This window comes from uncultured Campylobacter sp. (genome assembly GCF_937921625.1).
Classification (GTDB): Bacteria; Campylobacterota; Campylobacteria; order Campylobacterales; family Campylobacteraceae; genus Campylobacter_B.
Map to the genome: position 1 here is coordinate 1 of NZ_CAKZTI010000029.1, position 25,201 is coordinate 25,201.

Consider the following 25,201-nt stretch of genomic DNA (forward strand, 5'->3'; position numbering starts at 1 on the left):
GCAAAATACAACCGCCTGCTTGAGATCGAGCGCGAGACGGACGAGTTTTTGGGAAGCCGAATTTAAAATGTTTTTTAAAAAAAAGTCCAAGCAGGGCTTAAAGGGCGGCGCGCAGCGCACCTATGCGGACGGAGCGGATTATACGGACACGCAAGGCAGATATTCAGACGCAGACTTTGACGAGGACGATTTTTTTGACGATGATGAATTTTATAGCGATGAAAATTTTGGCGGAGGCTTTAGCGCGGTAGGGACTGGCTTCCGGAAAAATCGCAACGGAACCTCACACGGCGTAGACGAAACAGGCTCTGCATCTGATGCCACAGACAGCAACTCTAATTTAAGCGGTAAAAGCTCCGCTGCAAGCGGAAACTACGAAGGCAGTGCGCAAGCAGACGCAGGCTTTTACGGCGCGGAATTTATTGGGGGCGGCGATTTAAAGAATGCAGAATTATACGCAAAAGAAAACTACTTTCCAAACGACGCGGGTTTTGCGGCTCAAAGTGCAGACTACAGCTCTCAAGGCACGGGCTTTGCGGCACAAGACATAAATTCTGCCACGCAAGGATTTTCTTTTACACCGCAAAACGCAGAACCTGCCGCTAAAAAAGCTTCAAAGAAGCGTAAAAATTTAAAAGAACGGCTGAATTTTATCAATCCGTTTTCACCGCTTAAAAAGATTTTTGCAGCTCTTGCGCTGATCGTCTGTGTCGTTTTTGCGGGCATCTTCGTAGGCGACGTGCTGTTTGGCAAACGATCGTTTGAAGTGCTGCGCCAGTTGCAAAAAGAAAAGGCGTTTTTATTCACCGACGTCGAGCGGCTAAAAGAGGAAAACGCCGAGCTGCAAAAGCTTTATTTAGAGCGTCGCTCGCTCGATCCGGACCTTAAAAAATGAAAAAAATTTCTTTGCTAATTTTAGGTCTTTGCGCTTTTTTAAACGCAGAGAATTTAAATAGCGCAAATTCAAACGCTACGAAACCAAACATCACCGCGGCAAAAGAGCAAAATTCTACCAATTTGGCGATTAAAGAGCCAAAAACAGGTGCACAAAGCCCAAACGCTAAAAAGCAAGCTGTAATGAAACCTGAAACATCTAAAAGCCCTACCGCAGCAATGCAAAAAAGCGCCGCAGAAGCAAATTCTAGCATCAAAGCAAGCGTCACCAAAAAAGCCGTGAGCGCGCAGCTCTCGCAGACCGAAAAAAAGGCTTCTGTGCCCAAAGCTGGCATCGGTGCTCCTTCGCAGACCATGAAAACGGAACTGAACTCTTCTGCGCAGCATTTGGCTACGACGCTTCCGCCTCCTGATGAGTTACCAATCGTGCCGGAAGTAAGCGAGCCAAATTCTACGATAGTGCAAAATTTCAAGACGGCACAAAATTCTACAGCTCAAAATTCTACGGCGCAAAACTCCACTATGCAACAAAACGCGCAATCTGCTTCGCAAAATTCCAATCCGGCGCAAAGCTCTGCCGCCACGCCGCAAAATACGCCCGCGCCTAAAAATTTCACGCAGCAAACCTTTGCGCTTCCCTCCGACGCCCTTACGATCGAAAGCCTGATCGTGCGATATAGGGACGACGACGGGGTCTTACACGAAAAGATCGTTGATATCAATCGCTCTATTGATTGGCACGATGATTTCGTGCTAAGCGCGAGCGCCAAACCTGCACTACATAGGGCACTGGACGTCTCGGTTACTTCGACTGATCCAAATTTACAAAAGCAGGCCTCGCAAAGTGGCATCACGCCTAGCTTCGCGCCGCGCCTGGAGCTACCGCTAGAGACGCTTAAATTTGACGACGGATTAAAATTTGTCATCCGCAAAGACAGCGTGCAGCTCATCACCGCAGATGATTTCAAAAGCTCCGACGCAAACGCTTCGGGCACGCTTGAAGTGGAGTTTTGGCGCCAAGAGATCCCGCTTAGCGGCGCAAGCTTTGCGGTGAATATCGGTGGCTTTAGCGATATTAATGTCACTAAAGAGGACGGCTACTACCGCATCGGCGTACGCTCGCGCGAGGGTAACCTCAGCATCAGACGCAAAGATGGCGGGTATTTAATCTACAAAAATTCTAATTAAGGAGAGACTATGACACATTTAGAGATTATGAAATTTCGCCATGCGTGCAAAATTTTTGACGAGAACAAAAAAATCGGCAAAGCCGATTTTGACGCCATTTTGCAGGCAGGAATCTTAGCACCTAGTTCTACGGGGCTAGAGCAATGGGACTTTTTGGTTGTACAAAACAAGGCGCTGCGCGAGCAGATCCGCGAAAAATCGTGGAATCAGCCGCAGATCACCTCTTGCTCACATCTGGTCGTGATTTTAGCAAAGATCAAGGACATAAAGCTAGGAAGTGATTATATCGAGCGAATGATTACGCGTAAAAAAGATGAAGCGCCCAAATATATCGGCGACAGGCATAAATTTTATCAAGATTTTTTAAGCGCTTATTTTCACAACGACGATGAGGAGCTATTTAATTGGTCGCACGCGCAGTGCATGTTCGCAGCACTTGCGATGATGAACGAGGCCGCAAGCCGCGGCATCGACAGCTGCCCGATGGAGGGCTTTGATCGCGCGGCGCTAAATGAAATTTTAGGCATTGATTGGAACGATCGCCGCGTGACGCTACTCGTGCCTTTCGGCTACCGCGTAAATCCGCAGCCGCAAAAGATCCGCCGCAGCATGGATGACGTAGTAAAGTGGATCGAATAAGCTGGCAAGCGCTTTTGAAGCGCTAAGCTTGAGGCGCAGTAAATTCCAAACCGAGTGCGAAAGCGCGGTACGCGCATTTTTAGGAATTTACCGCGCTTTAGCCTTTTTCTCGCCCGCAAATCTTGTGCGGCGAGATTTAAAATTTTTTAGTATCTCAAAATAAAATCTATCTCAATAAACATACAGCTGCAAAACGACTTAAATTTTAAGACGGGATTTTAAAATTTCATCGCAAAATTCTAAGATACGCGCAAATTCTTAGCGGGCGCAAGAAAAGTTAGAATTTTTTGCTAAAATTTTGCGAAATTTACATAAGCAGGATCAAAAATGAAACTTCCCAAACAGCTTTTAGACCGCTACGGCGCCGAGCGTCAAAGCGCGGGCGAGGCGCAACGGACGGCGAATGAGATCGCCTTTGCGCCGGTGGTTTTTCAAGTCTCGCGGCTGATGAAAAAATTTGGAATTTTAAGTGCGCTTAATGAGGCGCGGGACGGGCTAAGCATAAGTGAGATCGCGAAGAAGACCTCGCTTAGCGAATACGCCGTAAAGCTGCTTTTGGAAAGTTCGCTTAGCATTGGCACGGTGCTTCTGTGCGGCGAGAAATTTCGGCTTAGCAAGGCGGGGTATTTTCTACTCACCGACGAGATGGTGGACGTTGATATGGACTTCATCCACGACGTGTGCTATGAGGGGCTATTTAGGCTCGAGGAGACGCTAAAATCGGGTAAACCAGAGGGGCTAAAGGTTTTTGGGCAGTGGGCTACGATCTACGAGGCGCTTTCGCATCTGCCGCCGCATGTGCGCAAAAGCTGGCTCGCGTTTGATCATTTTTATTCGGATTTGGCGTTTGAGCCCGCGCTAAAGATCATTTTCTCGCGCAAGACGGATAAAATTTTAGACGTAGGCGGCAACACGGGGCGCTTTGCTAAGCGGTGCATAGGCTACGACGAAAATGTGCGCGTCACGATAATGGATCTTGCAGGGCAAATTTCGATGATGAAAGACGCCGTCGCAGGCGCGAAGGGTGCAGAGCGCATAGACGGGCTTGCGGCCGATCTGCTAGATCCCGCTACGCGCTTTCCGCGTGGCTTTGATGCGATCTGGCTCAGTCAGTTTCTGGACTGCTTCGCAGAGGAGCAGATCGTAAGCATCCTCTCGCGTGCGGCGGAGTCGATGAGCGAGCAGGCGCGGCTTTATATTTTGGAGCCGTTTTGGGACAGGCAGCGCTACGAAACCGCCGCGTATAGCATGACGCAGATCAGCGTGTATTTCGCCGCTATGGCAAACGGCAATAGCAAAATTTATCACTCGTACGATATGATTAAATTTGCGCAGCGCGCGGGGCTTAAAATTTCACGTATTCACGACGGACTAGGCGTCGGACACACGCTGCTTTGTTGCGAAAGGGTGCGCTGATGGACGCGCAAAGCTTAAGCGCGCGGCTAAATAAGCCGATTAAAATTTTACTAGCGCTACTTGGAATCGGAATTTTGGCAAACGTAGCGATGGAATTTTATGCGGAGAAAAAACGCAGCGAACTGGAGCGAAATTTCTGCGAAAGCAAGCAGGTGCGAGATGCGCTAGCGCGGATAAACGAGGGCGCGCCGCGCAGGATCGACGATACTACGATTTTAAAAGGCGCCGCATGCGAAGAGGGTAGCTTCATATACGATTACGCGCTAAATAGCTCGTCAAAATTAGACCTCAGCGCGCTGGACGCGGGCGATGCGGAAATTTTAAAAGAGATGCTGTTTGCCAAGGCGAAGGCTAGCTTTTGTAGCACGGAATTTTCGCAGCGCCTGCGGGAGCTCGGCAAAACGATGGTGCTAAACTATGAAATAGAGGGCTTACCGCCAATACAGCTAAAGCTTGATAAAAATAGCTGCGCGCGGTGAATTTTAAAACCCAAGCGAGGCATTTGATTGGCCGCGTTTTGTGTGGCGGCGCGTTGGCAGCTGGCACCTCTGCAAGCTTGTGAGCAAGCTCATGCTTTGACGCAAAATTTATGTGAGCAGGTCGCGGATAAAATTTAGTAAGATTTCATCGCAGCAGGTGCAGCGTCACAATAAATCCTAAAATTCTGACTCAAAATCTACGATGCTGTTTCAAATAAAATTCCGTAACTTATAGAATTTCGCGCGAAAGCTTTACGCGGTGTTTGCGCTGCTACATAGATATAATTCCGCGTGAAATAGTCAAATTTTAATGAAAAACGCCACTAGCAGAACCTGACGCATTAGATCGCGGCTTAAAAAGGACTCGGCGCGTTTAGCGCTTTGTGACGGCGAAATACACGCTGATCTGCGTCATACTATACGCGGCGGCGCTGTAAAAGCTAAGCAGAGATTTTTAGCATGTTGCTTTTGCGCAGGCGAAATCAAAAGCGAAGCGGATAAATTTTAAGCGAATTCGGCGCGGGCAAGCAGGCAAAGGCTCACGCCGCGCTAAATTTTAAATCTCGCGCAAGCGTTACTTACAGTCGCTAGGCTTAAATTCTACCCTTATAAATTCTTCGCCACTTTTTATCTTATAGCTCCATATCGCGCTGTTTATTAACGGATGCATTACCTTCATCTGGTTGCAAAAAATTTGCTTATTTTGGCTATCTATGACATTTTGTATCACGGTTTTTTGATCATTTCCGACACTGTCAAATTTCATCCCCATGCCGTCATTTAGCTCGTAGTTATAGATAAAGCTGCCATCCTTGCACTCAGCGCCCGTTAACGTGGTAATCTCATCGACTCTCAGCGGCGCACTCTTATTGATACCTTCCACAGCCGCTTTGAGTTGGACATTATCGCAGCTTGGTGCCGCAAAAAGCGCCGCGAAAGCAAACGGAAGCAATAAAAACTTTTTCATAATTCTCTCCTTAAAAAATTTAGTAATGATATAAAAATTAATATTAATCGGTGCTTTAAATTTAGGGTGAATTTTTTGGTGCTGCGAATATGGAATTTTATGCAAGCGTAGCAGCGAACGCGAAAAGTTTATTTACAAAATTTGGCTCCGAAAAGTGAAATTAGGCAGTATGCCAAGATGCGGAATTTATCGGCTTGCCGCACTTAAATACGAACTGCTGAGTTAAATTTCATAACGCATTTTACGGAATTTAACCCAGCTTGCGAAATAAATTCTATGCCTAGAGCGCTGGTAAACTCGGTATCAAAAGGATTTAATGTCGCAGATGAGTAAATCCCGCAAGAAAGCGCGTCTATGGGCGCCTTAAAGCCATGTTAATTATATCGCTAGATAGAGCTTAGGCGCGACGATCCGCAAGCGCGTGCCGTAAGATCGCCGCGACAAATTTTACCACAAGACGGCAGGCAAAAATAATCGACCAGATGCCGCTTACCATGCACAAAGGCGCAAGCGCGATTAGTTGTCGTTGATTACGTCCAAAATCTCTCTAGCGTGCACGGCGTAATCATTCGCCATCGATTTTTGAAAGATCCCGCCGATCTGCGCGTATGAGCCCTGACCGCCACCGAAAAACTCCTCCTCGCCGTAGTTGCGCTCGTTTACGGCGATATTTTGGTTGTAGATCGGCTTTCCGTTTTTAAACATTTTTAGGCGTAGATTGTAGCGTACGAAGGGCTTTGCCGAAACGTCGATGCCGTCGGAGCTGTAAAAGCCAAAGCCGAACGAACTAAGCTCAGGCGCGAGGACGAGCCCTTTGCCTTGCAGCGCTTTTTCGTCGTCGGTGACGCTCACGCGCCTTAGGTAGGTGCCGAAGAAGCGCTTTGCCTCGCCTGCGACGAACTCGCCGACGTCGATTTTAAGCTCATCGTCTCTGCCTAGCTTCGAGCTTGCGACGTAGCTTTTTGTCCCCATTAGCTCGCCAGGGACGTAAATGAGCGCACTTTGCATGGCGTTGGTCGCGCTTATAGTGTCGTCAAACGGTGCCACATCGGCGTTTTGATTAAACTGCGCTTCATATGCGCAACCGCTAAAAAGCGCGCAAACTATTGCGGCTAGAAAGAAATTTTTCATTGTTTGCTCCATGTAAAAATTTTTGTAATTCTACCCCGCGGCTCTAAATTTTACGCTGAAACGGGCGGAATCGCTCTTCAATCCAAGCTAAAAAACCGCCTAAGCTTTCGCTTAAACGTGTCTTTTGGAATTTGCGTATCGCTAAAATCATCGCTCCAAATTTCATTTTTATCAGTGAAATAGGTAAAATTTTGCCAGTGCGGTATGAAATTTGTTTTCTGCTCTATGGCTATATTTTTGTCCTTGCAATACTGCAAAATTTCATCCAGTTCGCGCTTTGAGTAGATGTTTATCAAAAAATAGTTGCGATTTTTAAATCTAATTACTATATTTTTATTTAGCAGACTTAGCGGCTCTTTGTTTTTGATCAACATAAAAATTTTAAACGGCAAAACAAGCAAGATAAAATTTATCGTATAGTATAAAAATAGCGCCAGTTTGCCGATATGCACTCCAATAGATGATTTTTTATAAAGCTCGTAGGAGGTAAAGTAGTGAAATCTACCGAAGCTATCTATGAGCTCAGATACGATGCAGAAGTTTATCTTATCAGCATTTGAAGCATCGATACATTTATTGCGCTCTGAATCGTGCGCAAATTCATAATAGATTTTATCATTAAAAAACTCAAAATATGAAATTTTACGCCTACACTTTACATACCATTGTATTTGTGCGATAAATAAAACTACGGCTATAAGGAGTAGGAACGAATCTTTGTTGTTAAATTTTAAGAGATCGATGGCCGCAGTGTCGGATATATACAGAGTGCAAAAAGATATTAAGGCGATAAATAGGCTATTTGCTTGGAAGTAAACTGCTCTGTCTATGATTTTGATCGGCTCTTTGTCGTAATCTCGCATAAAATTCCTTCTCGGTATGATCTTTGACGAACCGTATTTTATCGTCGTCTCGCTTTCGACGCGTTTAAAGGTAGGGGATATTTGCAGAGGCACTTGCGGCGAGGCGAGTTGCGACAAGCCGTGGTTATCTCAGTCAAGCAGACACTAGCAACTCATCTGAAGCTGCTTAGAGGATTGCTTCGGGTGCCGAGCGATCTCATCTGCGACTACTTCGAGTACCGAGCGATCTCATCTGCGATTGCCGCGGACGAAATTTTGCTCGAAACCTAACCCAAATCTCGCCGTGAAATACTCGCGCAATATCCGCCTTTGCGCTTCATTTACGTTTAGCCGTAGCCAGATTACCCCGCGGGTCTAAATTTTACGCTGAAAACCGAAAAATTTCACGCCTTAATGTCGTAGCTGAAATTTTTCAAAAAATATATCCGTAAAGCTTCGCGCTCGGCGCGGCTAGGGCGGATGCAAAAAAATACCGCCGCGCCTGTATCGTCCCTCCCGCGCAGTAGCAGGCAGTCGCGCAGTCGTAGCCCCGCTCGTCCGTCTAGCCTTCGCGCGACGACGAGCTTTGAAGCGATCAAAATCGCAAAAATGCCCGCCGCTGCATAGATCGCAGCTTCGACAAAGCCGAATTTGATCGTCAAAAACACGCCCGCGACGTATACGAAAAGAAGCAAGAATTTTAAAATTTCTTGCAATTTCAAAAACCGTTCGTAGCTTAGAAACGGCACGCGAAACGTCCGCACGAAGCCGAGCGACGGCTCTATCAGATCGACGCATCCAAGCATAAGATCGTATTTGTCTAGCCCTCTGCGAAAGGATATTTTAAGCTCGTCAAATTCCACGCGCGCCGCCTCTTTGCTGCCGCTTCGCAGATAAAGTAACGCCAAAAACAAAAAAACGATCGTCAGGCTGGGCTTGGCTCGCTGCGAGCGTAGCGGGCTGTCCGTGTAAAACAGCTCCCCCGATCCGCCGATGTCTAAAGAGATAAAAATGCAAAAAAACGCAAGGATCGAGGCGGAGAAAATTCTATAAAATGTATCGTCGCAGATGAGGCTGAATTCGGGCTTTTGCATTAGTTTTTGTATAGCGGCGCGTCGGTGATTTTAAATCTAAATTTATTGCCCGCGCCGATAAATTTCATGAAGCTCGCTACGTCAAATCCCTGCTGCGGCGCGCTTAGCGGCGGCTTAGCAAGGATCTCGAAGCTTAGGCCTGCGTAGTTGAAAAACTTGCCGCAGCGCCGAAAGCCGTGCCTGCCGTAGAATTCTATGCGGCGCAGGCGTTGCGCGAGGTTGGGCGCGTCCTCGTGCGGCGGCTCGACGTCAAGGACGATCTGCGCGCTCGGATTTTGCGTGACGATGAGCGCGAGTAGCCTTGAGCCGATCCCCAGCCCGCGAAATTTCGCATCGATGCCGAGGTAGGCTACGTAAAAAATCCCGCCATCTTCGCCGCTTGGAATTTCACTCTCATCACGACGCGAAATCCCGCTCTCATCGTAGCACAAAATCTTTCCCTTTGCGGCATAGGATGAAATTTCTCTCTCCGTAGCGCTCGGTGAAATTTCGCCGTGCACGCTCACATTTGAAATTTTATCTGTCGCGACACCGCGGCATAGTATTTCTCCCGCACTCGCCTGCTTTAAATCGTCGTCCGCACGTTTTATATTTTCGCTCGCTAGCCATTGATCCGCGCCCGCGCCCAAAATCCCGTCACTAGCGCTTAAATCTGAAATTTCATTGCTCGTAACGTAGTTTGAAATTTCGTCGCTCGCAGTACTGAAAGATCCCGCATCGCAAGCGAATTCCACGCCGCTATGAGCTTTGGATCTTAAAATTTTATCCGCATTTAGGCGAAGCAGCGGCTGTTTGTGGTGCGAAATCGCGCGCTTGTAAGTTTGCTCGGTTCTATAGACGAAAAATCCCACCAGCTCCTCGCCGCTTAAATTTTGCGCCGCCGCGTTTGAATTTTTGCTTGCCTCCGCGCTGGGATTTTTACTTTCCAAGCTGGATTTTTCACACGTCGCATTAGATCTTTTATCTGCCGCGCCGGGGTTTTCGGAACTCAAAGAGGTTAATTCTGCCGCGCCGCAGTCGCTCGCATCGGAATTTTTACCCGCAGCATCGCGATCTTGGCTAGCTTCGCAGCAGTCCTGCTTTGCCGCGCAAAAATCTTGTTTTGGCGCGTTTAAATTTTCGCTCGCCGCGCGATGTTTATCGGCTGCGCCGCCCAGGGCGCCAAAATCCTCGAAAATCGCCGCGATTTCAAGCTGTCCTTTGCGCGACATTTTTAAGAAATTTTTTATGCTGATACGCTCGATTTCGGGGAACGCCGCGACGTTGATCGCCTCTATGCGCGCGATCAGCGCCGAATCCTCGCCGATACGCTCAAGTCTCATTTTGCCCTCCTTATCGCGATAGACCTACCACGTAAATTTAAAATTTGCCCGCCTCGCTCGCGGGAATTTCATCGCTCGGCCCTTGAAATTTCATTAAATTTCGCAAAATTTCGCCGCACCGCTCGTCTAAATTTAATCCTCGCCGTAAATTCGCTTTAAATTCCCCAGCGTCGCGCTCGCGTTTAGCAGTAGCGCATCGGTGATCGCCAGTCGCGCCATCGCGGTGGCTACGACGCTGCCGCGCACGGCGATACACGGATCATGCCGCCCGCGCAGCTCGCAGACCGCGTCCGCACCGTGCACGTCCACGCTGTGCTGCGCCATGAAAATGCTCGGAGTGGGCTTAAAATGCGTCGCAATCTCGATCGGCGCGCCGCTACTTATGCCGCCTAGGATCCCGCCTGCGTTGTTGCTCGCAAAATTTGCGCCGATCTTGCCGCCGTTGGTGCGGATCGCATTCTTGTTAGCGCGCATAAAATCGTTATTTTCGCTGCCTTTTAGCGCGCTTGCCTTCACTCCGGCGCCGATCTGCACGGCCTTTACGCCGTTTATGCCCATCAGCGCGCCCGCAAGCGCCGCATCTAGCTTGCCATACAGCGGCTCGCCGAGTCCCGCAGGCACGCCCGTGACGCGCGTTAGCACACAGCCGCCGATACTATCGCCAGCATTTTTTACGCTTAGAATTAGCTCCTTCTGCGCGCTCTCCGCAGCGGGATCGAGCGCGAAAATTTCGCTGTTTTGCGCAAAGTCGAAGTCTAAATTCGCGGCGTAAATTTCGCCCACGCCGTAAATTCCGCTTTCTACGGAAATTTTAAAGTGATTTAGCAGGATTTGCGCAAACGCCCCCGCAGCCACGCGCACGGCGGTTTCGCGCGCGCTTGCTCGCCCGCCGCCTCGGTAATCGCGCAGTCCGTATTTGGCAAAATACGAAAAATCGGCGTGTGCGGGGCGGAAAATATCTTTGAGATCTTCGTAGTCCTTTGAGTGCTGGTTTGCGTTGCGGATGATAAATCCGATCGGCGTGCCGGTGCTGCGTCCGTCAAAAATCCCGCTTAAAATTTCGACCTCGTCGGCTTCTTTGCGCGGCGTAGCGTATTTGCCGCCCGGCTTGCGGCGGTCAAGCTCGCTTTGGATATTTGAAATCTCGATCTCCACGCCTGCCGGAAAGCCGTCCAAAACGCCGCCGATCGCCGCGCCGTGGCTCTCGCCGAAGGTGCTAAGGCGCAATCTCTCGCCGAAGGTGTTCATAGCGCGTCTCCTTGATCGCCGCTGCTTTGTTTATCCGTATCACGCCCGCTTCGCTCGGCGTTTTTGTTTCGCTCATTGCTTCTTTTAGCGCTTGGCGTGCCGCCTCGATTATTATGCTCGCTCTTTGTGCTGCTTCGCGCCCGTCCGCTGCCGCCTTGTGAGCCTTTTTTGCCGTCCTGTGCGCGGCTTGCGCCGTTTTGTGCGTCGCTAGCGCATGCTGCTTGCTCGCCACTTGTTGCGCTAGTGCCGTGCGAGGCACCATTTTGTAAAAGCTCTATCGCGATTTGCGCGCATTTTTGCTCGGCTTCTTTTTTGCTAGCTCCCACGGCGGATGAGAGCCGCTTGCCGCTTACGAGCGCCGCCATTTCGAAGCTTTTTTTGTGATCGGGGCCGCTCGAGCCTAAAAGGACGTATTCGGGCGTGACGCCGAATTTTGCCTGAGTGAGCTCTTGCAGCGCGGTTTTGTAGTCTTTAACGAGCTCGTTAAAGCTGATGCGCGGATAGAGGATTTCTAAGATTGCAGTCGCGATGCGGGCGGTATTTTGCAGCCCGCTCTCAAGATAGACGGCGCCCATTATCGCCTCAAAGGCGTCCGAAAGCAGCGATGGTTTCTCGCGCCCGCCGTTGCGCTCCTCGGACAGCGACATATTCAGGTTCTCGCCGATGCCCAAAAATTTTGCAAATTTAGAAAAGCTGCTTTCGTTCACGAGTGCGGCGCGCAGCTTGCTCAGATCGCCCTCGTCGCTGCTAAATTTTTTGAAAAGATACTCGCCCACGATCAGATCCATCACCGCATCGCCTAAAAATTCCAGCCTCTCGTTGTTATGCCCGTTTTTGGCGCTTTTGTGCGTAAGAGCGATTTTGAGGTGGGTTAAATTTTTAAATTTATAGCCCAGTTTTTCTTGTAGTTTTTCTAAATTTTGCATCTTTGCCCTTTATTATAAAATTTTACGAAATCCGCGGCGGCTCGCATGCAAACGGCATCCAGTGCGAACAAAACCTACGCAAGCGAAACGAACGAGCACAAGCACAGCCCGCGCTAAATTCGTATTAACGCCGAATGAAACGCGCTATCGCCGATCTGCGACGAATAAAATTAAACGTAGCCCGCCAATTCTAACGCAAACCGCGCCAAAGCTCGCCTGCCGCAAACGAAATCTACACTAAAAACAGACCCGCCGAGAATATAAGTCGCACTAAAGCCTGCTCGCTGCTAACGAAATCTCCGCCGAAGCTCGTCCGCTCATAGACCCAATCCACGCACAAATAAGTGCGAGCTTGCGCGAACGACGCAAATGAATAGAGCGCACCGAAGCTCGATTGAGTGAACGAATGCGCTAAAACCGGCTTCGGGCGATAAAATTTACGCCGAAGCGGCTCTGCGTGCAAAGCAAACGCGGGTAAATCTATGCTTAATCCGCGCAACCGCAAGCTTCGCCGCAGAATTTTAGCCCTTTATCGCTTCCGCCGCCGCGCGAGCCATAGCGTCGCACTCCTCGTTTTGCGGATGACCCGCATGCCCCTTGACCCAAGAGGCCTTGATCTCGTGAGGCGCCGCCGCCGCAAGGTATCTGCGCCACAGATCCGCGTTTTTTTTGCCCTTAAAATCGGTAATGACCCACTTTGCGAGCCAGGAATTTATCGCTTTAACGACATATTCGCTATCGGTAAAAAGCTCGACGCGGCAGGGCTGCTTAAGCGCGCTCAGCCCCATTATAGCGGCTGTTAGCTCCATTTGATTATTTGTCGTCATCGCCTCTGCGCCGCTTGCCTTTTTTACCGCGTCGCCGTATTGCAGTATGTAAGCCCAGCCGCCCGCTCCAGGGTTTCCGAGGCAGCTGCCGTCGCTAAAAAGTTTGACCGATTTCACCGGTTTTCTCCGAAATTTGCGCTCTAATCTCCATGCTACCTAGCTCGTAGCAGACCGGGCAGCGGTGCGAAAAAAGCCCCACCGAGCTTTTGCACTTCGCGCAGGTGTAGCTAAAGCTAAGCCCAGCGTCCTCAAAGCCCGCGTCTTTCATAGCCATAAGCGCGTTGATCTCAAAAATTTTACTCGCGCTCTGCGGCTTTTGATCGCTTTTTCCAAGCGCGTAAAAAAGCGCGTTGTACTCCGCATCCTGCGTATTTACCGCTGCAGGGAAATCATAGATCAGATCGATCGCCTGCTCGATCGGCGGGAAGCGATCGAAACCCTCCATAGGCTCTTTGTTTTTGATAAAAAGCTCCATGCAGAACCGCCCTGCGCCTTTGAAATTTAGCTTTGAAATTTTAGCGATCTTTTTATTAAACGGCGTATTGGCGTCGTTTGCGATAATCTGGGCGCGCTCGAACTGGCTTTGAGCATATACTTCGGCGTCCTGTTCGCGTAGCGCGTCAAGCACCTCAAGCGCCTTATTAAAGCGCTTCAGCCGCTCATAAATCACCGTAAGATGCGTAAGGGCCTCTTTGTTTCTCGGGCGCAGCTTCAGTGCCTGTAAAAACACCTCCTCGGCGCGTCCCAAAAAGCCCGCTTTGAAATATACGATACCGAGATTGGTAAGGATAAACTCCCTCTGCACGCCGCCGCTAGCCTTGCCTAGCGCGATTAGATAAATTTCTATTGCGCGCTCGAAGTCGCCGCTTTTTACGAAAGAGCTAGCTAAAATTCCAAGCGTAGGGATATCTATTTGCGGGCTTGCCAAAAGCTGTCTGTGCTCGGTGCTAAGCGCGTCTAAGGTGTCGAATTTTTTGATGAAATTCTCTAGGCTCTGCCTCTCGTTTTTTTTAGAAAAAACTCCCCAAATGTAGCTTAGAATCGACACTAGCAAGATTATGCTTATCAGCATGATAAGCCCGAAAATCGGGTCGCGATCGTCTAAGAAAAAATTATCCAAATCAAACCTCGTCGCAAAAATAAAGGGCAATTATAGCAAAGTGCGGGTATAATTTCGCTTATGATTAAAAACGAAAGCATAGAAAATCTGCTGGCCACCGTAGATATCGTAGATGTCGTAGAAAAATATGTCCCGCTTAAGCGCAGCGGCGCAAATTTCGTAGGCGTCTGCCCCTTCCACGACGATTCGCACCCGAGCATGAGCGTGAGTTCCAAACTTGGAATTTTTCACTGCTTTTCATGCAAAGCGGGCGGCAACGCAATTAAATTTATCCAAGATTACGAAAAGATAAGCTTCCCGGAAGCGGTCGAAAAGCTTGCGGGGATGTATAATTTCGCGCTGCAATACACCGGCGCCAAAGTCCAGGAGCGCAGCGAAGAGAAGAAGGTGCTCGGGATTTTAAACGCCTATTACCAAAGCTACCTTTATCAAAATCCTGTCGCCGTGAAGTACCTGCACGATCGCGGACTGAGCGATCAAAGCATTCGCAAATTCGGCCTTGGCTACGCGGGGGCTAGTGCGCAGACGATCAGGGTTTTGCAAAACGAAGAAATTCCGCCGCAAGACGCGCTAAATGCGGGCGCGGTGAAGCAAAACGAGCGCGGGCTTTATGCTAGCTTCATCGAGCGGATTACCTTTCCGATCTACAATCACGCGAGCAAGCTTGTGGGCTTCGGCGGTCGTACGATAAGCGATAACCCCGCCAAATACGTCAATTCGCCGCAGTGCGCGCTGTTTGATAAATCTAAAATTTTCTACGCGTTTGACCTTGCGAAAAAAAGCGCGATCGCTAAAAAAACCCTCATCATCACCGAGGGCTACATGGACGTTATCATGCTTCATCAAGCGGGCATCGATAACGCCGTAGCGGTGCTCGGCACGGCGCTGACGCCTGCTCATCTGCCGCTTATAAAGCGCGCGGAGCTTAACGTCGTGCTTAGCTTCGACGGCGACGCTGCGGGCATCAATGCGGCGATAAAATCGGCGCGGCTTTTGTGCCTGAATAAGATCGACTCAAGCGTCGCTATAATCGGCGGCGGCGCCGATCCTGCGGATATGATCGCGGCGGGCAAGGTACGCGAGCTAGAGCAAATTTATGCTAGCGGCATGGAAAGTGGGGAGTTTCTGATCCGAAGAATCGCTAAAAAATACGACCTCGCCCGCCCCGTGCAAAAAGAAGCGGCGCTAAATGAGATCAAAGAATTTACCGCAGCGCTCGGCCCCGTGCTCGCCGAGTCCTATCAGAGTTTAGTGGCGCAAATTTTAAACGTCTCGCCGGGCTCGTTCAATCTCGCTGACGGCGGTAAAAATTTCGGCGTGGGCTTTGAGGGGCGAAATTTTAACGAGGGCGGGAGCTTCAGCTCTCGCGATTTCGGCTCTCACGAAGGGCGCGGCGCAGACGGCAGGGGCGGTGCGAGCGGGAGCTTAAGCGGCGGAAATTTTGATCGCGCGCAAAACACGGCGCGCTATGAAAGCTCTGCGCCGCCTGCGGCTTCGGCGAGGCTCGGGCGGACGCTACTGCGCCGCAAGGAGATCGCGGAGCTTCAGATCATAAAATCGATGCTGCTTGATGGCGAGATGGCACAGCTCGGGCTCGGCTGCTTGGAGCGGCGCGATTTTCGCATGCACGGCGATATTTTTGAGGCGTTTTTGGCTTTCGCTCGCAGCGGCGGAAATTTTAAAAATTTCATCGCGGGCGAGGACGGCAATGTAGACAGCGCCTCCGAAAATTTTACCGCGGGCGGCGCGGGAGAAAATTTTATCCGTAGAGAGAGCGCAAATTTAAAAAGCGGCGAGAATTCTAGCGAGCAAAATTTTGACGGGCAAGCTTCCGCAGGCGCCGTAAATTTAAAAGGCTCCTCCGCGCAGCAGGGCGCAAACGGCGGCGAGAAGCAAGAAGTAAACAACGTCGCGAAGCAGGGCGAGAGGGAGGCCGCAGCTCAAAATATTCAAAGCGCTCAAAGCTTCCAAAATGCTCAAAACGCCGAAACTGAAGCCCGCGAAAATCTGCGCGCGCTTGCGCTGGACGATGAAATTTTGCCGATCGGCGGCGCAGCGCTTTTTAACGACGCGTGCAAAATTTTACGCCGCAACGCCCTGCAAGATCTGATGCAAAAGCTCAAAAACTCCGACGCGCCCGACAAGATCGAGCGGATCTTAGAGTATCAAAAAAAGATCAATCAACTCAAGTAAAGGAACGAAATGAAGGCATTGGCGCTCTTTAGCGGCGGGCTTGACTCTATGCTCGCGGTCAAACTTATCGTCTCGCAAGGCATCGAGGTGCTCGCGCTGAATATGGATATCGGATTTGGCGGCAAGGACGATAAGAGCGAGATCATGCGCCGCAGAGCCGCAGCTGCGGGGGCGGATTTTAAAATCGTCGATATCAGAAGCGAATATCTGCGGCAGGTGCTTTTCGAGCCCAAATACGGCTACGGCAAGCACTTCAACCCCTGCATCGACTGCCACGGATATATGTTTAAGACCGCGCTTGCGATGCTGCAAAGCGAAGAGGCGAGCTTCATCATCACTGGCGAGGTGCTCGGACAGCGCCCGATGAGCCAGCGCGCGCAGGCTCTAGCTCAGGTCGGCGGGCTTAGCGGCGATGAGGAGGGGCTGATCCTGCGTCCGATGTGCGCGAAGCTGCTGCCGCCCACGACGCCCGAGATCAAGGGCTGGGTCGATAGGGGCGCGCTGCTTGACATCAGCGGGCGCGGGCGGGCTAGACAGATGCAGCTCGCGGCGGAGTTTGGCTTTGAGGACTATGAAACGCCGGCGGGAGGCTGTTTGCTAACCGTGCAGAGCTTCAGCGAGCGGATCAAGGATGCGGTAAAATTTGAAAAGATCGAAACGCCCGCGGATGCTGAAATTTTAAAATTCGGACGCCATCTGCGCTTGCCTGAGGGCGCCAAGCTCATAATCGGGCGGGATGAGAGCGACAACAAAAAGCTTGCCGCCGTGCAAAATCCGAAATTTAGCGAGATAAAATTTAAAGATGACGTCGTGGGCGCGCTAAGCCTGCTAAGTAGGGGCGCGAGCGAGGCGGATAGAGAGCTTGCGGCAAGGCTGGCGCTAACATACGCCAAAACAGACGCCGCGCGCAGCTACGCCCTGCTCTTAGAGGGCAGCGAGCTGAGCGCAAGCCCATTTGAGAGCAAGGATGTCGCCCGCGAGTATTTTGTATGATAAGCCATGTCAATAAATATAGGGATTGGAGTGCAATATGAAGCTTGAACGTTTTCCCGGTATAAATATTATAATTGAAGAAAAACGTGTTGTTTTTGAATTAAAAATTAAAAACCAAAAATCTGTATATATGTGCCACCCATTTACAAATAACACTGGAGATATTGCGTTTGTTGATAGCATAAAATTCTTAGAATTATGGCGTAATAGTAAAATTGATGTAGATAAAGAAATAAGCAATAAAACGGAAGATGGTTGGCGAAACGATTACAAATATAGTTGGGCAGAAGAGGGCTTTAAACAGGGTCTTGGTAATCCTGTGCCATTGGCTAGAGTTTGTTGTTATTCTGATGAGTATTATGTACCAATAAAAGCAAGATGTATTCCGTTTTTTAAAAGGAATATGTGAAAGAAACAAAATACGCTTGTTCATTTTCTGACGGAATAACACGTGCTATTTGGCTGCTTTCTAATGGAGTGAAATCATTTCCAGTACATTTAAGCTCTTCCGATGAGACAAAAATATTGGCAAAATTTGCAGGTATTACAGAAAATTCTTATTATATAAAGATAGAAATTCAAAGTGAACTGAATTTATGGGATAAGAAATGATATATAAAATTTTAGTCATAAATTTATGGAATTTTAGTTAAAATCCTTTCATCAAAATTTCGCGTAAAAGCTCTGCGAAAATGTCAAATTTAGGAGAATTCTTGAAGCTTCAAATGTCCTTGATGTCGGTTGCCTGCGTCGTAATCATCCTGGCTGGTCTTAAAGCCGCGCAGGCTATCGTCGTGCCATTTTTGCTAGCTATTTTCATCACGGTGCTCGTCTCGCCGCTGGTGCTTTATGTCCAAAAGATCCGCGTCGGGCGCGTTTTTAGCTTCCTCATCATCACTTTCGCTTTCGTGGCGATTATAGTGTTTTTCGGTGCGGTCATCTTTGATGCGATCAAGGAATTTTCAGCGCGCCTGCCCGAGCTTCAAGCAAAATTTGAAGAGGTGCTAGGAGGCGTGAGTGCGAAGCTCTCTCGATTCGGCATAGAGCTTAACGCCGCAAGCCTAGGCATCGATCCGAGCGAAGCCGCCGCGCAGCTATCTGCACTACTGCGCAAAACAGGCTCAATAGTTTCGACGGGATTTTTCATTTTTATAATGGTTTCATTTATGGTCTTTGAAAGCTCCGTGATCGACGAAAAAATCCGCTATTTTTCGCAAAGTAGCCGCGCTACGCACACTTTCGTGAAGAAATTTGCCTCCAGCCTCAAAAAATATCTACTAATCAAAACTATCGCTTCAGCTTGCACCGGTGCGCTCATCGGGCTCGGGCTGTGGGCTCTTGGTGTTCCATATGCCGCGCTGTGGGGGATTTTGGCTTTCGTGCTAAATTTCATCCCCACCATTGGCTCGATCGTAGCGGTCTTTCCGACGCTTTTCGTGACGCTAGCTACGATGGATATAAGCTCCAGCATCTGGACTATCGCAATCTATTTGGTCGTAAACGTAGCGATCGGGAATATCATCGAGCCGCGATTTTTAGGGCAAGGGCTCGGGCTCTCAACGATTAGCGTGCTTGCGGGGCTGCTGCTGTGGGGCTTTGTGCTTGGTATCGGCGGGCTATTTTTGGCTGTGCCGCTTACGATGAGCTTGCAAATCGCGCTTGCCTCAAATGACAAAACACGCTTCATCGCGACTCTATTAAGCAACAAGGTCGAAAGATAAAGCGAAATTCCGCGAAATTTTAAAATTCAATAAATTCTAGCTTGAGCGCGCTCAAGAGTATTTTTGTCTCTTTTAGATAAAATCCGCTCAAAGGATCAAATATGACTAGCGAAAAATTTATTTACGAAGTAAACACGGTGACGAAATTTATCCAAATTTACTGCGATGGCAAGCATGTGGATGCGCCTAAAAGAGATGGTGCCGTGCTTCATGACTACAAAGACGATAAGGGGCTAGTGCAGACGCACTTTCATCTCTGTAGCGACTGCGAGCGGATGCTGCGTTACGCCTATGCGCGCCTGCGCGTCTGCCCGCATACCGAAAAGCCGCGTTGTCACCACTGCCCACATCCGTGCTACGAGCGTGAAATGTGGGTAAATATGGCTAAGATGATGAAATATAGTGGCATGAAGCTAGGACTTACAAAGATCAAAAAGCTTTTTTCGTTAAAAAAAAGCTAATTTGTGCGGGCAATTTAGTTAAAGTTTGCGGGTAAAATTTATCTCTGCAAGCTCGCTTCATCTTTATGCAAAAAAGTATAAAAAAGCAGCGTGAGAACAAGCACAAAAAGATATAAAAATCAATCAAAATGCTAAATTTTAGTGCGTAAAATTCTGCCTCGCAAACACAAATCCTCCGCAATCCTTGATAATAAATAATTAAATTTGAGTTTATAGTTTTAAGTTAGAATTGTGCCCAATCAAAGGAGAAAATATGAAGGTCATTACCATCGCGGTCGTTAACGGCAGGGTCGTAAACGAAAAGGAATTAATCGCGTCTATCGCCGATTATGACGATTTTACCGCGGTTGCCGAACAACTCCGCAAAGGGCTGAAATCGAGATATTTTACATCTAGAGAGCATGCGAGGATCTACAAAAAAATCAGCGTCGAGACGGGCTTTAGGCGCGTGCGATTCGACTACAAACCGTATAAAGATAAAATTTCAAATCTTATTGCCGAGGGCTACACCGTCAAGGCGATCCTAAAAAAGATCGGCGAGGAGGACGAAGTATTTAAAAGCGCCGTCACAGCCGCAGGGCTTACGCACTTCATCTCCGTGACGTTCAAAGATGAAAAAACAAGACTTCGCGCAACCGCCAAAAAAAGCGAGGATTTCTTATACGCATATCGCTTCGAGATCAAGAAAATGCATTTCCAAGGCGTTAGCAATAAAGAAATTTTAAAATATATGAAAGCTCATTACGAAAAGGATTTTGCCAAAGTAAGCGAGCGCGATCTGGCAACTTTTATCGAGGCAAACGCAGTGCTGGATACCGACCGCAAACTCTCGCTGTATAAAAAGCCGAGCCTTTACGATCCGCATTTTAGCGAGATTATGAAGCTTTACGCAAGCGGTATGCGAGTCTATGATATCTGGAAGACGCTTAAAGCCAAATACCCCGAGTTAGCCAAGCTTCAGGCGCCGAGCCTTTATCAATTCATCGCAAACAACGCCCTTGGCAAAGCCAAATATATGCAAAAAGACTGATATGCCCGTGCTTTTTGTAAATTTTACTTTCAAATTTAAAATTTCGCCACGATAAAATCGATGAAAGCCGGTGAAATTTCTATGAAAACCTGCGTCATTCTCTGCGGCGGTAAAAGCTCGCGTTTCGGCAGCGATAAAACGCTGTTTCCATTCCGCGGGCATCCCAGCATGACGCACTTTCTTTTTTCGCGCTTAAACCGCGAGTTTGAGCGGGTTTTTGCCTGCGCCAAAAGCTCTAAATTTAGTCCGCCGCTTCCTATGATTTATGATGAATTTGAGGAATTTTCGCCGATGGGCGCGCTGTATTCGGCGCTAAAGCCATTTAGCGGCGAGCGCATTTTTATCATCCCAGCCGACATGCCCTTTGTAGAAATTTCCACCATTCGCGCTCTTAGCGAGCAAGAGGGGCAAATTTGCGTAGCGGGCGACGAGGCGCACAGACATAGCTTGTGCGGCTTTTTTGACGCAGCTCTCGCGCCGCGCGCGCTTGAGCTCTACCGCGCAGGAGAGCATAAGATCGGCGCGCTCATCGGATCTGCAAATTCCAAAGTGCTAAATTTCAAAAACAAAGAGCAGTTTTTAAATATAAATTATCAAAACGATTTAAAGGGCGTAGATGAAATTTAAAGCTTTAGCGCTCGCGCTTTGCGCCCTAAGCCTAGCCGCACAAGATCTGACCGAGCTGTACGCAAAGGCCGGCGAATACGAAGCCAAAGGCGATTACAAAAACGCGATGATCTATTACAAAAAGATCGCCGCGGCAAGTCTAGCGGATAAAGGCGATAAACCGCGCCGAAAAGTCGCAGAAAATTCTACCTCGTCCGCAGAAAACCGCGCTTCGCACGATGACACTACCGTTTTACGCCCCGCTGCGGCGCAAAATTCCCTCGCACAAAATTCTGCCATGGCAAGATCCAGCGCGCTAAATTCCGCTGCATCAAATTTCGCAGACGCAGGCTCGGCTGAGTCAGGCTCTGCGCCAAATTTAGTATCATCTAATTCCAACTCGATCTCGCAAAATTCCGCTGCACTAAATTCCGCGCCTCAAAGCGAGCAAAATGGCCAAAATTTTGGATTTTTGGGGCTTAAATACTACGAGCCGATCTATATGCTCTTTACCCACGATTTCAGCAAAAAACCCGATCGTAAGGCGGATGAGCTGCATTTTGAGTTTAGCTTCGAGCGCCCGATCACCTACGACGCGCTGGGGTTTGGAGAGAAAATTTCATTCGCTTACGCGCAAAATTCCTGGTGGCAGATCACGCAGGATAGCGCGCCTTTCCGCGAGAGCAACTATCGTCCCGAGCTATACGTTAGCGCGCCGGTGCCGTTTGCGGACGAGCTAAAGATAGGCGCCATGCACGAATCAAACGGCAAGGGCGGCGAGGAATCGCGCTCGTGGAATAGGCTCTACGCGCAAAGCACGTGGAGTGCGGACGGATTTTCGATCACCCCCAGAGTGTGGTATGCGTTTTGGCTGGACCGCACGAACGAGGACATCGCGGATTATATGGGCTACGGCGATCTGCGCGCGTCATACACCTTCGGCAAGCAGCGACTTAGCGCTCTGTGGCGAAATAACCTGCATTTTGACGGCAGTAACCGCGGCGCGATCGAGCTAAACTATAGCTTTCCGATCTTTAACAGCGGATTTTACGGCTATCTGCGTTACTTCAACGGCTACGGTGAAAGCCTCGCGGATTATAAACGCAGCGTCAATAAGATCGGCATCGGGCTTTCTTTCGTAGAATTTTAAAAGGCGAGCTTAGATTAAAAACTTGAAATTCTGCGGCTAAATTTAGTTTGCGGCGGGTAAATTTGCTAATCCTACGAAGTATCACGATAAAATTTGCTTTTGAAATTTTATCTATTAAATTCTATTCTACGGCAAGAGCGCGGAATTTACTTAGGGCTATTACTCGAGCAAATTTATCCGCTACATAGATATGGCGGATGGAATTCTACCCTCGCCGTTCCTTTAGGATCTGTTACAACATAGGATGAGTGCATTTGCATAAGATTGGGTTTTAAAAAAATCCGGTCTTTCCGCTTCCTGAGCCTCCCACTATAAGTATATTTTTGTTCCTTGCATATTTTTAGGGTTTTTAGGTCTACCATTCATGGCAGGTCTTTCTGTATCGGTTAAAAGTATGTTGTTTTCAAACTTTTCATCTACATAAGACTCTATTCTTTTGAGTTTCTCCAGAGAACGTTTTGTCAAGTACCTTTTTATGTTTATGGACGATTTTTTGAAAATTAAGCAACAAAAAACAGCAAACCTTTGTGATTTACTGTTTCTAAAATTGTTCTATTCGATTAGACAAACTGGAATTTGCATTACTCGTAGTCAATCCGCTCGATTTTGAAGATTACCGGCCTTGTTCCATCTGAACAGCAGGCGATCATCTCGTTCTCCCGTTCCATCCACCCCTTCATGATGGAGCCGCCCTGCAACCCGGTATAGACGTACCGACTGATGGCATCCCAAAGCTCTGAGCAATGTGGCATCTGGGGGCCGCCTGCCACGGTGTCGGGATCGGCATCCGTGTGAATGAGTGTGTTCAGGCCACAGTGCCAGAAATCATCTCGCCCATCATCCCTGTCGAACTCGAACACATCACCCACGTTATAGCAGGGACATGCGCCGGAATTCGGATCGGCACAGTACTGCTGCTGCAATTCCGGGTAGAGCTTCTTATCGATAACTGTTAATCTGACTTTGTGCTTCATAGCCTTTTCCTCCTGCAAATTCTAATTTGTTTCACTCGACATTTATAATATAGCATATTTTTACTTAGTTTTACAGCCCTAACTCTTGCTTCTTTACCTATGTTAGTCCTCTGTTTTCTTTTAATAATTTCTCTATACAGCTTCTAACGCTTTCAGCCTGTTCCACTTCTTCTCGTATATCTATAATTTGAGAATATAGGTTGTCTTTTGCTTTCTTCAAAGCGCCTATTTCTGATTTCCATTTGGATATATTTAGGGTCTTGCTTTCTCCTGAATTCTCTTTCAGATATTTCCTTGCTCTTTCAAATAAAATAATCTCTGCCATATGTTCGTTATAAAAATCTTCTTGTTTACTTTTCTTTGAGCTATGGTTATTTTCCGAGTAATGTATCTCTGCATAGGCTGATGAGACAAGGACTCTATCTTTGGTTAATATATCTGCTATCTGTGTCACTCCATATCCCTCTATTACAAGCCTGCTCATATCTTTTACTATCACGGTAGAAACCTTGTTTTCTCCTACTGCTTTTATCATCTTTTGAAATCTCTCTCTATCAAAGGTTGTTCCGCTTACTCCATCATCGGTATAGTGATAGATATTTACAAAGCCGTTGCTTTTTGTATAGCTTTCAAGTAGCTACTTTTGATTTGTAATGGAGTTACTTTCTCCTTGCATTTCATCATCACGACTTAAATGCTCGTAAAGGGCTATTTGTCCTGTTCTTTTCGTATTTGACATGAGAATTACCTCCTTTCCAAGTTTTTATTATTTTCTCTGTCCTTATGAGGTTAATCCTTTTCTCGCCGTGTCCGCATAAATTTCGCACACCGATCAAACGACGCGGAATTTTATCCGCACAAAATATAAAATTCGCAGCTTTTTACTCTACGCCGCTAAATTTTAAAAAGCAAAATTTAGCGATGCAAATCGCCTTAAATTTTGTGGACGAAGTTTCGCCTACCGTACCGAATCCCTGCAGGTAGAATTTCTTAGAAATTAATATTCTTTTAGCTAGAATTATGGATTAAATTTCATCAAAGGATCAAGAAATGGCACAAATTCAAGAGGCCGAACTCATCTGGAAAGACGGCAAACTAATCCCATGGGCGGAGGCTACTACTCACGTTTTGACGCACTCTTTGCACTACGGAAACGCCGTATTTGAGGGCGTACGCGCTTATAAGACCGACAAAGGCTACGCGATTTTTCGCCTGGACGAGCACACTCGCAGACTTGAAATTTCGGCAAAACTCTGCCTGATCAAGCTTCCGTTTAGCTTCGAGCAGCTTCGTCAGGCCCAGATCGACGTCGTCGCAAAAAACCGCTTCGATCAGACCGTATATATCCGCCCGCTAGCATATTTCGGCTACGGTTCGATGGGCGTTTCGTCTACGAACTGTCCGGTAAACGTCATCGTCGCAGCGTGGCAATGGGGCGCATATATGGGCGAAGAGGCGCTACGCAAAGGGATCAAAGCTAAAATTTCATCGTGGATGAAGCCGGCACAATTTTCGATGATGGCAAAAGCCAAAGCGAGTGCGAATTATTTCAACTCGCAGATGGCAAATTTTGAGGCGGTCGATGCGGGATACGATGAGGCGATACTGCTTGATCCGCAGGGCTTCGTCGCGGAGGGCCCCGGCGAGTGTCTATTTATCGTAAAAGAGGGCGTCATCATCACTCCGCCGAACGACACCAGCCTAGAGAGCATTACTCAAAATTCAGTCATAAAAATCGCGCGCAGCCTGGGCTACGAAGTCCGCAGAGAGCGCATCGCTCGCGATCAGCTCTATGCCGCGGACGAGGCATTTTTTACCGGTACTGCCGCGGAGGTCACGTCGATTAGTAACATCGACGGTAGGATCATCGGCAAGGGCGAGATGGGCGAAATCACGAGCCGCTTGCAAAAGGCGTATTTCGCCGTCGTCACGGGCAAAGACCCAAAATTTGAGCACTGGCTCACTTACGTTAAATAAGGA

The 25,201-nt window shown here is 48.4% G+C and carries 25 protein-coding genes and 3 pseudogenes; 16 read left to right on the forward strand and 12 right to left on the reverse strand.

What is annotated here, in order from left to right; translation table 11 throughout:
* The 5 genes from Q0101_RS04675 to Q0101_RS04695 all read left to right on the forward strand — a co-directional run.
* Window positions 1-895: hypothetical protein (locus Q0101_RS04675; protein WP_297942813.1), on the forward strand; the 895-nt coding region annotated here is incomplete at its 5' end.
* Window positions 892-2,082 (forward strand): hypothetical protein, encoded by a 1,191-nt coding sequence (locus Q0101_RS04680; protein WP_297942815.1) that lies wholly within the window; start codon window positions 892-894, stop codon window positions 2,080-2,082. The genes Q0101_RS04675 and Q0101_RS04680, both read left to right, overlap by 4 nt.
* 9 nt (window positions 2,083-2,091) lie before the next feature.
* Window positions 2,092-2,721: an NAD(P)H-dependent oxidoreductase gene (locus tag Q0101_RS04685; RefSeq protein ID WP_297942817.1), complete on the forward strand. Its 630-nt coding sequence runs from the start codon at window positions 2,092-2,094 to the stop codon at window positions 2,719-2,721.
* Window positions 2,722-3,048: 327 nt separating this feature from the next.
* Window positions 3,049-4,137, forward strand: a complete 1,089-nt coding sequence (locus Q0101_RS04690; RefSeq protein WP_297942819.1) for a class I SAM-dependent methyltransferase — start codon at window positions 3,049-3,051, stop codon at window positions 4,135-4,137.
* Complete coding sequence (locus Q0101_RS04695; protein ID WP_297942821.1) at window positions 4,137-4,616, forward strand: hypothetical protein; 480 nt, start codon at window positions 4,137-4,139, stop codon at window positions 4,614-4,616. The genes Q0101_RS04690 and Q0101_RS04695 overlap by 1 nt, the downstream gene beginning before the upstream one ends.
* A gap of 574 nt (window positions 4,617-5,190) precedes the next feature.
* Here Q0101_RS04695 and Q0101_RS04700 read toward each other — a convergent pair.
* The 3 genes from Q0101_RS04700 to Q0101_RS04710 form a co-directional block, all read right to left on the reverse strand.
* Window positions 5,191-5,583, reverse strand: a complete 393-nt coding sequence (locus tag Q0101_RS04700; RefSeq protein ID WP_177387146.1) for a hypothetical protein — start codon at window positions 5,581-5,583, stop codon at window positions 5,191-5,193.
* A 516-nt stretch (window positions 5,584-6,099) separates the two neighbouring features.
* The gene (locus tag Q0101_RS04705; RefSeq protein ID WP_297942823.1) at window positions 6,100-6,714 is read right to left on the reverse strand and encodes a hypothetical protein; all 615 of its coding nucleotides are present in this window, start codon (window positions 6,712-6,714) and stop codon (window positions 6,100-6,102) included.
* A 77-nt stretch (window positions 6,715-6,791) separates the two neighbouring features.
* The gene (locus tag Q0101_RS04710; RefSeq protein WP_297942825.1) at window positions 6,792-7,577 is read right to left on the reverse strand and encodes a hypothetical protein; all 786 of its coding nucleotides are present in this window, start codon (window positions 7,575-7,577) and stop codon (window positions 6,792-6,794) included.
* Between the two features lie 108 nt (window positions 7,578-7,685).
* Here Q0101_RS04710 and Q0101_RS04715 point away from each other — a divergent pair, with 108 nt between their 5' ends.
* Window positions 7,686-7,847 carry a hypothetical protein gene (locus tag Q0101_RS04715; RefSeq protein ID WP_297942827.1) on the forward strand — a complete coding sequence of 54 codons (162 nt, stop codon included), beginning with the start codon at window positions 7,686-7,688 and terminating at the stop codon, window positions 7,845-7,847.
* A gap of 113 nt (window positions 7,848-7,960) precedes the next feature.
* Here Q0101_RS04715 and Q0101_RS04720 read toward each other — a convergent pair whose 3' ends face one another.
* The 6 genes and pseudogenes from Q0101_RS04720 to Q0101_RS04745 all read right to left on the reverse strand — a co-directional run bounded on the left by Q0101_RS04720 (window position 7,961) and on the right by Q0101_RS04745 (window position 14,093).
* Entirely contained in the window at window positions 7,961-8,650 is a 690-nt protein-coding gene (locus Q0101_RS04720) for a hypothetical protein (RefSeq protein ID WP_297942829.1), read from the reverse strand.
* Window positions 8,650-9,972 carry a hypothetical protein gene (locus Q0101_RS04725; protein ID WP_297942831.1) on the reverse strand — a complete coding sequence of 441 codons (1,323 nt, stop codon included), beginning with the start codon at window positions 9,970-9,972 and terminating at the stop codon, window positions 8,650-8,652. Before Q0101_RS04725 ends, Q0101_RS04720 begins: the two co-directional genes overlap by 1 nt.
* A 132-nt stretch (window positions 9,973-10,104) precedes the next feature.
* Window positions 10,105-11,220, reverse strand: coding sequence for a chorismate synthase (gene aroC, locus Q0101_RS04730; RefSeq protein ID WP_297942833.1), 1,116 nt, complete (start codon window positions 11,218-11,220; stop codon window positions 10,105-10,107).
* A gap of 263 nt (window positions 11,221-11,483) precedes the next feature.
* Window positions 11,484-12,146: pseudogene (gene rnc, locus Q0101_RS04735) on the reverse strand (ribonuclease III); the annotation flags it as partial.
* Between the two features lie 521 nt (window positions 12,147-12,667).
* Window positions 12,668-13,090: a ribonuclease HI gene (gene rnhA, locus Q0101_RS04740; RefSeq protein ID WP_297942835.1), complete on the reverse strand. Its 423-nt coding sequence runs from the start codon at window positions 13,088-13,090 to the stop codon at window positions 12,668-12,670.
* Window positions 13,068-14,093 carry a tetratricopeptide repeat protein gene (locus Q0101_RS04745; RefSeq protein ID WP_297942838.1) on the reverse strand — a complete coding sequence of 342 codons (1,026 nt, stop codon included), beginning with the start codon at window positions 14,091-14,093 and terminating at the stop codon, window positions 13,068-13,070. The genes rnhA and Q0101_RS04745 overlap by 23 nt, the downstream gene beginning before the upstream one ends.
* A gap of 60 nt (window positions 14,094-14,153) precedes the next feature.
* Here Q0101_RS04745 and dnaG point away from each other — a divergent pair, with 60 nt between their 5' ends.
* The 9 genes from dnaG to Q0101_RS04790 all read left to right on the forward strand — a co-directional run bounded on the left by dnaG (window position 14,154) and on the right by Q0101_RS04790 (window position 22,247).
* Window positions 14,154-16,286, forward strand: a complete 2,133-nt coding sequence (gene dnaG, locus Q0101_RS04750; RefSeq protein WP_297942840.1) for a DNA primase — start codon at window positions 14,154-14,156, stop codon at window positions 16,284-16,286.
* A 9-nt stretch (window positions 16,287-16,295) separates the two neighbouring features.
* On the forward strand, window positions 16,296-17,279 hold the full coding sequence (locus Q0101_RS04755; RefSeq protein ID WP_297942842.1) for an argininosuccinate synthase domain-containing protein: 984 nt from the start codon (window positions 16,296-16,298) through the stop codon (window positions 17,277-17,279).
* Window positions 17,280-17,316: 37 nt separating this feature from the next.
* Window positions 17,317-17,688: a hypothetical protein gene (locus Q0101_RS04760; protein ID WP_297903151.1), complete on the forward strand. Its 372-nt coding sequence runs from the start codon at window positions 17,317-17,319 to the stop codon at window positions 17,686-17,688.
* Window positions 17,685-17,891 carry a hypothetical protein gene (locus Q0101_RS04765; RefSeq protein ID WP_297942844.1) on the forward strand — a complete coding sequence of 69 codons (207 nt, stop codon included), beginning with the start codon at window positions 17,685-17,687 and terminating at the stop codon, window positions 17,889-17,891. The genes Q0101_RS04760 and Q0101_RS04765 overlap by 4 nt, the downstream gene beginning before the upstream one ends.
* Before the next feature lie 101 nt (window positions 17,892-17,992).
* Entirely contained in the window at window positions 17,993-19,000 is a 1,008-nt protein-coding gene (locus Q0101_RS04770) for an AI-2E family transporter (RefSeq protein WP_297942846.1), read from the forward strand.
* A gap of 101 nt (window positions 19,001-19,101) precedes the next feature.
* Complete coding sequence (locus tag Q0101_RS04775; protein ID WP_297942848.1) at window positions 19,102-19,461, forward strand: nitrous oxide-stimulated promoter family protein; 360 nt, start codon at window positions 19,102-19,104, stop codon at window positions 19,459-19,461.
* 253 nt (window positions 19,462-19,714) lie between these two features.
* Window positions 19,715-20,491, forward strand: coding sequence for a hypothetical protein (locus Q0101_RS04780; protein ID WP_297942850.1), 777 nt, complete (start codon window positions 19,715-19,717; stop codon window positions 20,489-20,491).
* Window positions 20,492-20,551: 60 nt separating this feature from the next.
* On the forward strand, window positions 20,552-21,118 hold the full coding sequence (locus tag Q0101_RS04785; protein WP_297942852.1) for a molybdenum cofactor guanylyltransferase: 567 nt from the start codon (window positions 20,552-20,554) through the stop codon (window positions 21,116-21,118).
* Window positions 21,108-22,247, forward strand: a complete 1,140-nt coding sequence (locus Q0101_RS04790) for a phospholipase A (RefSeq protein ID WP_297942854.1) — start codon at window positions 21,108-21,110, stop codon at window positions 22,245-22,247. The genes Q0101_RS04785 and Q0101_RS04790 overlap by 11 nt, the downstream gene beginning before the upstream one ends.
* A 215-nt stretch (window positions 22,248-22,462) precedes the next feature.
* On the opposite strand, the pseudogene Q0101_RS10705 reads toward Q0101_RS04790, so the two are convergent.
* The 3 genes and pseudogenes from Q0101_RS10705 to Q0101_RS04800 all read right to left on the reverse strand — a co-directional run.
* A pseudogene (locus tag Q0101_RS10705) lies at window positions 22,463-22,685 on the reverse strand (type IV secretory system conjugative DNA transfer family protein); the annotation flags it as partial.
* A gap of 143 nt (window positions 22,686-22,828) precedes the next feature.
* Entirely contained in the window at window positions 22,829-23,221 is a 393-nt protein-coding gene (locus Q0101_RS04795; RefSeq protein ID WP_297942856.1) for a TIGR04076 family protein, read from the reverse strand.
* Between the two features lie 97 nt (window positions 23,222-23,318).
* A pseudogene (locus tag Q0101_RS04800) lies at window positions 23,319-23,843 on the reverse strand (recombinase family protein); the annotation flags it as partial.
* A 428-nt stretch (window positions 23,844-24,271) separates the two neighbouring features.
* Between Q0101_RS04800 and Q0101_RS04805 the strand changes: the two are divergent.
* Window positions 24,272-25,198: a branched-chain amino acid transaminase gene (locus tag Q0101_RS04805; RefSeq protein ID WP_297942858.1), complete on the forward strand. Its 927-nt coding sequence runs from the start codon at window positions 24,272-24,274 to the stop codon at window positions 25,196-25,198.
* Window positions 25,199-25,201: the final 3 nt, after the last annotated feature.

What these genes read in the sequence shown, in the direction of transcription:
- Q0101_RS04795 (WP_297942856.1), bottom strand. Translation starts at nt 23,221, where the DNA reads ATGAAGCACAAAGTCAGATTAACAGTTATCGATAAGAAGCTCTACCCG.
- Q0101_RS04725 (WP_297942831.1), bottom strand. Translation starts at nt 9,972, where the DNA reads ATGAGACTTGAGCGTATCGGCGAGGATTCGGCGCTGATCGCGCGCATA.
- Q0101_RS04695 (WP_297942821.1), top strand. Translation starts at nt 4,137, where the DNA reads ATGGACGCGCAAAGCTTAAGCGCGCGGCTAAATAAGCCGATTAAAATT.
- Q0101_RS04805 (WP_297942858.1), top strand. Translation starts at nt 24,272, where the DNA reads ATGGCACAAATTCAAGAGGCCGAACTCATCTGGAAAGACGGCAAACTA.
- Q0101_RS04720 (WP_297942829.1), bottom strand. Translation starts at nt 8,650, where the DNA reads ATGCAAAAGCCCGAATTCAGCCTCATCTGCGACGATACATTTTATAGA.
- Q0101_RS04790 (WP_297942854.1), top strand. Translation starts at nt 21,108, where the DNA reads ATGAAATTTAAAGCTTTAGCGCTCGCGCTTTGCGCCCTAAGCCTAGCC.
- Q0101_RS04710 (WP_297942825.1), bottom strand. Translation starts at nt 7,577, where the DNA reads ATGCGAGATTACGACAAAGAGCCGATCAAAATCATAGACAGAGCAGTT.
- Q0101_RS04690 (WP_297942819.1), top strand. Translation starts at nt 3,049, where the DNA reads ATGAAACTTCCCAAACAGCTTTTAGACCGCTACGGCGCCGAGCGTCAA.
- Q0101_RS04785 (WP_297942852.1), top strand. Translation starts at nt 20,552, where the DNA reads ATGAAAGCCGGTGAAATTTCTATGAAAACCTGCGTCATTCTCTGCGGC.
- dnaG (WP_297942840.1), top strand. Translation starts at nt 14,154, where the DNA reads ATGATTAAAAACGAAAGCATAGAAAATCTGCTGGCCACCGTAGATATC.
- Q0101_RS04705 (WP_297942823.1), bottom strand. Translation starts at nt 6,714, where the DNA reads ATGAAAAATTTCTTTCTAGCCGCAATAGTTTGCGCGCTTTTTAGCGGT.
- Q0101_RS04775 (WP_297942848.1), top strand. Translation starts at nt 19,102, where the DNA reads ATGACTAGCGAAAAATTTATTTACGAAGTAAACACGGTGACGAAATTT.
- Q0101_RS04700 (WP_177387146.1), bottom strand. Translation starts at nt 5,583, where the DNA reads ATGAAAAAGTTTTTATTGCTTCCGTTTGCTTTCGCGGCGCTTTTTGCG.
- Q0101_RS04760 (WP_297903151.1), top strand. Translation starts at nt 17,317, where the DNA reads ATGAAGCTTGAACGTTTTCCCGGTATAAATATTATAATTGAAGAAAAA.
- Q0101_RS04680 (WP_297942815.1), top strand. Translation starts at nt 892, where the DNA reads ATGAAAAAAATTTCTTTGCTAATTTTAGGTCTTTGCGCTTTTTTAAAC.
- Q0101_RS04685 (WP_297942817.1), top strand. Translation starts at nt 2,092, where the DNA reads ATGACACATTTAGAGATTATGAAATTTCGCCATGCGTGCAAAATTTTT.
- Q0101_RS04780 (WP_297942850.1), top strand. Translation starts at nt 19,715, where the DNA reads ATGAAGGTCATTACCATCGCGGTCGTTAACGGCAGGGTCGTAAACGAA.
- Q0101_RS04755 (WP_297942842.1), top strand. Translation starts at nt 16,296, where the DNA reads ATGAAGGCATTGGCGCTCTTTAGCGGCGGGCTTGACTCTATGCTCGCG.
- aroC (WP_297942833.1), bottom strand. Translation starts at nt 11,220, where the DNA reads ATGAACACCTTCGGCGAGAGATTGCGCCTTAGCACCTTCGGCGAGAGC.